Source organism: Candidatus Margulisiibacteriota bacterium (assembly GCA_028706105.1).
Lineage (GTDB): Bacteria > Margulisbacteria > Riflemargulisbacteria > GWF2-35-9 > DYQY01 > DYQY01.
Genome location: JAQWCF010000073.1, coordinates 1 through 9,298 on the forward strand (window position 1 = coordinate 1; position 9,298 = coordinate 9,298).

General features: G+C 35.0%; 7 protein-coding genes. All 7 read left to right on the top strand.

The genetic code is table 11. The annotated features are described in order from the left end of the window. The coding region (locus PHF25_07565) for an ABC transporter ATP-binding protein (GenBank protein MDD4527873.1) at nt 1–1,648 on the top strand (1,648 nt) is incomplete at its 5' end. Nucleotides 1,649–1,752: 104 nt separating this feature from the next. After that, on the top strand, nt 1,753–2,538 hold the full coding sequence (locus PHF25_07570) for a LicD family protein (GenBank protein MDD4527874.1): 786 nt from the start codon (nt 1,753–1,755) through the stop codon (nt 2,536–2,538). A 9-nt stretch (nt 2,539–2,547) separates the two neighbouring features. Further along, complete coding sequence (gene aepX, locus PHF25_07575; GenBank protein ID MDD4527875.1) at nt 2,548–3,846, top strand: phosphoenolpyruvate mutase; 1,299 nt, start codon at nt 2,548–2,550, stop codon at nt 3,844–3,846. Beyond that, on the top strand, nt 3,843–4,994 hold the full coding sequence (gene aepY, locus PHF25_07580; protein ID MDD4527876.1) for a phosphonopyruvate decarboxylase: 1,152 nt from the start codon (nt 3,843–3,845) through the stop codon (nt 4,992–4,994). The genes aepX and aepY overlap by 4 nt, the downstream gene beginning before the upstream one ends. Nucleotides 4,995–5,048: 54 nt before the next feature. Then, nucleotides 5,049–6,869, top strand: coding sequence for a 2-aminoethylphosphonate--pyruvate transaminase (locus tag PHF25_07585; protein MDD4527877.1), 1,821 nt, complete (start codon nt 5,049–5,051; stop codon nt 6,867–6,869). 59 nt (nt 6,870–6,928) lie between these two features. Beyond that, nucleotides 6,929–8,077, top strand: coding sequence for a GDP-mannose 4,6-dehydratase (gmd, locus tag PHF25_07590; GenBank protein ID MDD4527878.1), 1,149 nt, complete (start codon nt 6,929–6,931; stop codon nt 8,075–8,077). 189 nt (nt 8,078–8,266) lie between these two features. Then, a complete protein-coding gene (locus PHF25_07595; GenBank protein MDD4527879.1) occupies nt 8,267–9,196 on the top strand; it encodes a GDP-L-fucose synthase in 930 nt (309 codons plus the stop codon). The last annotated feature ends 102 nt before the right edge of the window (nt 9,197–9,298 follow it).

The following is a 9,298-nucleotide window of genomic DNA, read 5'->3' on the forward strand; positions in this document are numbered from 1 at the left end:
TTCAACTTTATATGCAGCATCAAACGTTTTCTTTATTCCCTTAATGCGTGATTTAAGTGACGTAATAGCTAAGAAAGATATTTGGCTTTTTAATTTGAACGTTGCCTATATTGGCATTCTTTATGCCCTAAGGTTATTAGCTCAATTATTTCAAACTTATTTGATGGCGTATATTTCTAATCGAATTACCATTGATTTACGTGTTGATTTTTTTAGACATATTCAGAGCTTATCTTTAGATTTTTATGAAAAGTATCGAACGGGTGATATTACTAGTCGAGTTTTTAGTGATGTTGGGATGATTGAATCAGTTATTTGTGCTAGTTTTGCTTCAATTATACCTCAGGCGTTGACATTTATTGGGATTCTTGGATATTTGCTATTTATTAATTACAAACTGACGCTTTTAATGTTTGTAGTTCTTCCTTTCTTTTTTTATTTGATAGAAATGTTTGGCAGAAGAACTAGACGATATTCTAGTAAAATTCAAAGAAAATCTGCAGACATTTTTTCTGTATTACAAGAGTCGTTAGCAGGGGTGAGGATTGTTAAAGCTTTTTCTATGGAGAATGAATCGCTTAAGCGCTTTACTAGAGAAAACGAACGAAACTTTAAGTTTGCTATGAAGAATGTTCGAATTGCTGCTTTGCAAGAACCTGTGTTTGGGTTTTTGCAGTTTATAGCAATTGTTGTTATTTTTTGGTATGGATTTACTCAAGTTGTTGTTGGTCAAATGGAGCTTTCACAGCTAATCGCCTTTATTACGGGTATTTTTCTATTAGTTGATCCGATTATAACTCTAAGTAAGGTTTATTCTAAAATTCAGCAATCACTAGCCTCGGCAGAAAGAGTTTTCCAGGTTATGGATATCATTCCAACTGTTCAGGACAAAAAGAATGCTATTGAGCTAGATAAATTAGATGGGAAAATTGAGTTCAAAAATGTTAGTTTTTCTTATAACGATGGAGATGGGATTGTACTTAAAAATATGAGTGTAGTTATTAATCCAGGAGAAACAGTAGCTTTAGTTGGTCCAAGTGGTTCAGGGAAGACTACTTTTATTAATTTGGTAAGCAGGTTTTATGATGTTAATGAAGGGGCGCTTCTAATCGATGACATAGACATCCGGGATATTAAGAAGAGTTCTTACATAAACTTTTTGGGGATAGTTCCTCAGGAAACTATTTTGTTTAGAGGTTCGGTTGAGAACAATATTGCTTATGGTAAGCCTGGAGCTACTAGAGAAGAAGTAGTAAAGGCAGCACAAGTAGCTAATGCGGAAGAATTTATTTTAAAAATGAAGAACAAGTATGTTACAAGAATTGGTGAAAAAGGTCAGAAGCTTTCAGGCGGTCAGAAGCAAAGAATGGCAATAGCTAGAGCAGTTTTGAAGAATCCAAAGATTTTGATTTTAGACGAGGCAACCTCTTCGTTGGATAATGAATCAGAGCAGTTAGTTCAAGACGCTTTAGATAAGTTAATGAAAAATAGAACCACACTAGTAATTGCTCATAGACTTTCAACTATTATTAACGCTGACAGAATACTAGTTATAGTTAAGGGAGAAATTGCAGAACAAGGTACCCACGAAGAGCTTTTAACAAATAATGGTATGTATAAAAAGCTTTACGAAAAGAATTTTAAATAATTACTTAATTAAAAAATCCTTCCCTATGTCCACTAATAAACCAACAGCATTATGAGTTAATTTAAGATGGAAATAGAGTATTATGCATGATACAATCTTTTATTATGCCAATAGGACTTTTAGAGGGAAAACAGAAATTAACAAAATATTTTTCAGCTGACCCAGGAAACATAGATAAATCCAAAACAGATCAAGATGATGGTCAATATTTATTAGACCTTATTAATGATGCTTTTAAGAAGCACGGTCTAACTTGTGTGCTTTTATTTGGAACAGCTTTAGGTATATATCGAGATAAAAAAGTTATACCCTATGATGATGATGTTGATGTTGGCGTCTATGACGTGGACGTTCCCAAATTAGTAAATGTTGTAAATGAACTAATTAAACATAATTGTTGTATAGAGAGAGTTTATTTTAATCGAATTAAAATGCAATATGGAAACACTAAATACCATTTTGATATTTGGTTAATGATACCTATTAGATGGTCCAATATTCATTATAAAGTTTTTGGATTAAAGTGGTTCAATAGTTTTACTTATTATAAAAAAGATTATTTTAACAAAGAGAAGCTTCTTGAAGTTAAGATTAAAAATACCAAGTATTCCCTTCCTAATTTAATTGAAGATTATTTGCAAACACTATATGGCACTGATTGGAAAACTCCAATCCAGGGGAGAGAGTGTATCGAGAGAGGCATAGGCTCTCGTGTTTTATTGTATTTTTTTGTTGACCATGATGTTCCCTCCAAGTTTTCTGGAACAGGTGGATTATCAACTTGGAAGCCTTGGTGTAGTAAGTTTCTATTGAAATATTTTCCTGATAAGAAATTTGTTAAAAGATTTAAACATCCTGATTTAACACAAAAGAACAAGAAAATTGGTTAGAAAAGTCTAATGAAAACCGTTTATGTGTCTATGATTGCGGATCTTTTGCATGCTGGGCATATAAAAATTATTAAAGAAGCAGCAGAATACGGAGAAGTTATTGTTGGTTTGCTTACTTTAAAAGCCTGTGGCGAATTAAACGATATTCCATATCTTGATTATGAAAAAAGAAAAGAAGTTTTGGAGAACATTTCCTTGGTTAAGCGAATAATTCCCCAAGATACTGCTAGTTATAAAAATAATTTATTAGAGCTTCAGCCAGATTATGTTATTCATGGTGACGATTGGAAAAATAATTATCAAAAACAATTCCGTGCAGAAGTAATAGATTTATTATCACAATGGGGTGGGGAATTAGTGGAAGTCCCTTATAGTAGTGATATTAATGAGCTGAGAATTAAAGAGCAAATGATGAAGAACGGGATTACCTCTGCAGTCAGACAAGGAAGACTTCAAAAATTACTAAGTGCAGATAAACTAGTCAGAGTTTTGGAAGTTCATAATGCTTTGAGTGGACTAATAGTTGAGAATATTTATTATGAAGATGATGGCAAGAAGTTAGAGTTTGATGCTATGTGGTCAAGTTCTTTAACTGATTCCACCTCGAAGGGGAAGCCAGACATCGAAACCGTAGATACTACTGCGAGGATACATACAGTCAATGAAATATTTGAAGTAACCACAAAACCAATGATTTATGATGCTGATACTGGCGGGTTAGTTGAACATTTTGAATTTACAGTTAGGAGCTTAGAGCGAACAGGTGTTAGCGCGGTCATCATCGAAGATAAGATAGGACTAAAGAAAAACTCCCTGCTAGGCAACGACGTCAGCCAAGTCCAAGATAATATTGATTCGTTTTGTCATAAAATTAGAAGGGGCAAAGAAGCACAGATAACCAAAGAATTTATGATAATAGCTAGAATAGAGAGCTTGATTTTGGAAAAGGGTATGGATGATGCCATCAAAAGAGCTTTTGCTTATGTTCAGGCAGGCGCTGACGGCATTATGATTCATTCAAGAGCCAAGACAGCACAAGAGATACTAGAGTTTCTTGTTAAGTTTAGAAAAGAAGATAAAACAACGCCTGTAGTTGTGGTGCCAACTAGCTTTAACCAAATAAAAGCAGAAGAATTAAAGAAGCATGGAGCAAATATTGTGATTTATGCCAATCATTTGCTTAGAGCCGCCTACCCAGCAATGGTAAACGTTGCGAGAACAATTTTAAAACATGATAGAGCGTTAGAAGTTGAAGATCATTGCATGTCTATTAAAGAAATTTTAACATTAATCCCTGGCACAAAATGAAGCTGTTAGATACTAATGTTTTTGGCAATAAGCTTGATAGTTTAGGCTATAACTTTTTTTGTGGTGTTCCTTGTAGTTATTTGACATTTTTTATTAATTATCTGATTAATAAAAATTCTTTTGTAATGAGCCACAATGAAGGTGATGCTGTTGCCACATGCGCAGGCGCATATCTAGGTGGCAGAAAACCCATTGTTCTTATGCAAAACAGTGGATTAACAAATGCCATTACAGCACTGACATCGCTTAATTATCCTTTCAAAATACCTGTTTTAGGCTTTGTTAGTTTACGAGGGGAACCAGGGAATAATGATGAACCGCAACATGAATTAATGGGAGTCATTACAGAAAAACTGTTAGACCTTATGCAAATTCGCTGGGAATACTTGTCTACTGATGAGGAAATTGCGGCACAACAACTTATCGAAGCTGATGAAGTGATTAATAGTAATCATACCTTTTTCTTTATAGTGAAAAACAAAACATTTAGTAGTGTTGAACTAAAAAATTGTTCGGTGAGAGAAACGAGACCTCAAATATTTGTTACTCAAAAAGCAAAACGAGATATTGAATTACCAAGCAGAAAACACGTTTTGGAAGTAATTAACCAAAACAAGAACACAAAGACAATCCTTTTAGCTACTACTGGTTTTACTGGTCGAGAGTTATCTGAAGTAGAGGATTCTTTGAATAATTTATATATGGTTGGGAGTATGGGTTGTATCAGTTCCTTTGCCTTAGGATTAGCTTTAACTAGACCAAATAAGGATATTATTGCAATAGATGGTGACGGTGCTTTGCTTATGAGAATGGGCAATTTAGCTACTAATGGATATTATTCTCCTGATAATATGCTTCACATTTTGTTAGATAACAATATGCATGATTCTACTGGTGGTCAGTTTACCGTTTCCCATAATGTTGATTTTGTTCAAATTGCTGCAAGCGCTGGCTATAAGGAAAGCAAATATGTTCATTCTTTGGAAGAAATGGATGAATGTCTTAAATCTTGGCAGAAGAATAAGGTTTTAACTTTTTTGTGTATAAAAATTAAAAGAGAGGTAAATGCTAAGTTATCTAGACCCAAAGTCAAACCATTTGAAATCAAAGATAGATTGAAAAAGTATATATCTGGTCAAGGTTTATGATAGATTATTTTGAGCAATAGTTATAGAATTTAAAAAAGACAGGAAAGTATATTTATGATTAAAACAGCAGTTATCTTAGCAGCAGGTCTGGGTAGCAGACTATCATCTGAAACTAAAAATAAACCAAAAGGTTTTATGGAAATAGATGGTTTATCTCTCATTGAAAGATCTGTCCAAAAACTAATCAAGCAAGGTATAGAAAAAATAGTCATAGGTACTGGCTATTTAGCAAATTTCTATGAAGATTTAGCGCAGAAATATAGCCAAATAATTTGTGTTAGAAATGACGAGTTTAAAAATACGGGGAGTATGGGAACCTTAGCTTGTTTAGTCGATTATCTTGACGAAGAATTTTTATTATTAGAATCAGACTTACTATATGAACAACGAGCTATTTTTGAGCTTATTAATGATGATAATTCTAATATAGTTTTATCAAGCGATTGGACTGGTTCTGGTGATGAGGTTTATGTGTGGGTAGACGAGGATGTTAATTTGCTTAATATGTCCAAGCAAAGCAACTATTTGCCTAATCCTTATTCGGAATTAGTCGGCATTTCTAAGCTTTCCAAAGAGTTGCTTTTAGCAATGGTTGATTATTATGTTATTAGCGATAACCCAATGTTGGATTATGAGATGACTATGGTTAAAGTCAGGGAGATTCACAAAATTTATATTAAAAGATTGGTGGGGCTTGCTTGGTGTGAAATAGACGATTTAGCCCATTATGAACGAGCTACCCAGAAAGTATCTCCATTAATCAGTCAAAGAGAGTTTCGTAACGTTGAGGTCAAACGGAATGTTTTACTAAACCCTGGGCCTGCTACTACAACAAATAGTGTAAAGTTTGCACAAATAGTTCCTGACATTTGCCCAAGAGAGAAAGAATTTGGAACTTTAATGGATTATATTTCTCAGGAATTAACAAGATTTGTTGCAAATACCCAAGATTATACTAGTGTACTTTTTGCTGGATCAGGCACAGCTGCAGTTGAGTCGATGTTAGCCTCTGTTGCTATTGGTAAGTTATTAATAGTCAATAATGGAGCGTATGGCAGGCGCATGTGCGAGATTGCTGACGCTTATGAGCTGGATTATCTAGAATATCAGAGTTCGAATATAGAGCCAATAAACTTAGATGATTTTGAAAATTTTATCCAAGGAAAAGGATTTAAGTATTTAGCAGTTGTGCATAGCGAAACAACAACAGGGCTACTTAATGACCTCAAGTCCATAGGTAATATTTGCAAAAGGATGAAAGTAGAAATGTTGGTGGATGTTATGAGTTCATATGGTGCTGTTCCTATTAATATGGTTGCAATGAATGTTTCTTATTTGGCAGCAAGCTCTAATAAAAATTTACAAGGTATGGCAGGAGTTAGTTTTGTCGTGGCAAACAAGTCAAAATTAGAAGAGTTAAAGAACCAGAAGAGCAAATTGTTTTATTTAGATTTATATAAACAATACAAAGGATTTCAGAAAACATGGCAAATGAGGTTCACTCCTCCAGTTCAAACTTTATATGCGTTAAAACAAGCCATTATTGAACTAAAAAACGAAGGGGTAGAAAATAGATATAAGCGTTATTCTGCTAACTGGGAAGTTTTGATGAAGGGCTTGAAAGCACTAGGACTAGAAACGCTTGTAGATAAGAGCTGTCATTCCAGGATTATTACAACAGTTTGTGAGCCTGATAAGGAGAATTATTCTTTTGAGGGTTTGCATGAGTTTATGAAAAGACGAGGATATGTTTTGTATCCAGGTAAGGTGACGGATAGAAACACTTTCCGTATTTCTAACATTGGAGATTTACAGGAGCAGGACATTGAGGCTATGCTGATTGTACTGAAAGAGTATTTACATAGGTTGAATTAAAAACAATCCTTCCCTTTATAAGGGAAGGGGGACCGCTTTAGCGGTGGAAGGGTGGAATAATGACTAAAAAGAAAGCTATTATTACAGGAATTACTGGTCAAGACGGAGCGTATCTTACAGAGCTTCTTTTAGACAAGGGCTATGAAGTGCATGGACTAAAGAGACGCTCCTCGCTGTTTAATACAAGTAGAATAGATCATTTATACCAAGACCCTCATGATAGGGGCGTGAATTTGAAATTACATTATTCGGATCTTACTGATAGTACCAATATGATTGGAATTATTCAGCAGGTACAACCGGATGAGATATACAATTTAGCAGCTATGAGTCATGTGCATGTGAGCTTCGATACTCCAGAATATACGGGTAACGCAGACGGCCTTGGAACTTTGAGGATACTTGAAGCTGTTCGACTTCTTGGTCTTGGTCAAAAGACGAAAATTTATCAAGCTTCCACTTCTGAGCTTTATGGAAAAGTGCAAGAGATACCGCAGAAAGAAACAACGCCTTTCTATCCACGTTCACCTTATGGTGTAGCTAAACTTTATGCCTATTGGATAACAGTGAACTATCGTGAAGCTTACAATATGTTCGCTTGTAATGGCATTTTATTTAACCATGAGAGTCCACTTAGAGGAGAGACTTTTGTTACAAGGAAAATAACCAGAGCTGTTGCTCAAATTGCTATTGGAACTCAGGACTGTGTTTATATGGGCAATTTGAATGCTAAACGTGACTGGGGACATGCGAAGGACTATGTTAGAGCGATGCATTTAATGCTCCAGCAACCAACTCCTGAGGATTTTGTAATTGCTACTGGCAAAACAACAGAGATAAGAGAGTTTATCAGAATGGCTTTTGCGGAGATTGGGTTGAAAATAGTTTTTCAGGGAAAAGGTTTAACGGAACAGGGGATAATTGATAGTATTGATGAAAAGTTGTTTTCAGAAAAATTATGTTGTAAACCTAGTCATCTGAAAAAAGGACAAGTGTTGGTAAAAGTAGATCCTAGGTACTTTAGACCAACAGAAGTTGAACTGTTGATCGGAGATCCAACCAAAGCAAACACAGTACTTGGTTGGAAGCCAGAATACGATTTGGCTATGCTTGTCAAAGAAATGGTAGCTAAAGATGTTGAGTTATTTAGAAAAGATAAAGCCTTAAGGGATAGTGGGTTTGATGTAATTCAGAGTTGTGAAGTGTAAACACACCCCCTAACCCCCTCTCGAGAGGGGGAACAAGAAAAAGTGAAAGGTAAAACACATTGTCATTCCCGCGAAGGCGGGAATCTAGTAATATTAAAAGTGTTTTTTAAAGGTAAAAAATAATATGGCAATAATTAATCTATTCCCTATTCCCTATTTACTATTTACTATAGATTTTGGAGTTTTATCATGAATAAAACCTCCAAAATCTACGTTGCAGGGCATAATGGTCTCGTTGGTTCAGCAATTGTGAGAAAACTGCAAGAAAAAGGTTTTCATAATCTAGTATTTAGAACATCCCAAGAACTAGATTTAAGAGATAGTGTAGCGGTAAAAGAGTTTTTCGAGGCAGAGAAGCCAGCTTATGTTTTCTTGGCTGCTGCTAAAGTAGGCGGGATTCATGCTAATGAAACTTATCCCGCTGATTTTCTGTATGACAATTTAATGATCCAGTTGAATATCATAAGCCAGAGCCATTTAAATGCTGTTAAAAAATTATTGTTTTTAGGTAGCTCCTGTATTTACCCTAAATTTGCTAAGCAACCAATCAAAGAAGAGTATTTAATGACAGGTGAGCTAGAGCCAACAAATGACGCTTATGCGCTAGCTAAGATTGCAGGCATCAAAATGTGCCAAGCATATAATAAACAATACAAGACAGCTTTTATTAGCTGTATGCCAACTAATATTTATGGCGTGAATGATAATTATCACCCAGAGAATTCGCATGTTATTCCTGGTCTTATTCGAAGGTTTCATGAAGCGAAGATTAACAATTCCCCGGAAGTTGTGATGTGGGGAACGGGTAAGCCTAAAAGAGAATTTCTTTACTCTGATGATTTAGCAGAAGCTTGCATCTTTTTAATGGAAAATTATAGTGGTGACCAGCATGTCAACGTTGGTTTTGGTGCAGATGTAAAGATACGGGAACTAGCCGAGTTGGTTAAGGACGTTATAGGTTATGAAGGTAAAATAGTGAATGACACCTCCAAACCTGATGGTACTCCTCGTAAATTCTTAGATTCTTCCAAGCTTTTAGCTATGGGCTGGACTCCCAAGGTTAACTTGCGTGAGGGTTTAAGGCTTGCTTATAATGATTTTTTAAAGAGAAATTTGTAATTACTAGTATGGTTCTTTTAGTTTAACTGGCTTGTTGGCTGTTGACAAGTAACCTGTATATAGGTTATTCTTCTTTAAGAAATAGTATTTATAAAGGTTAGT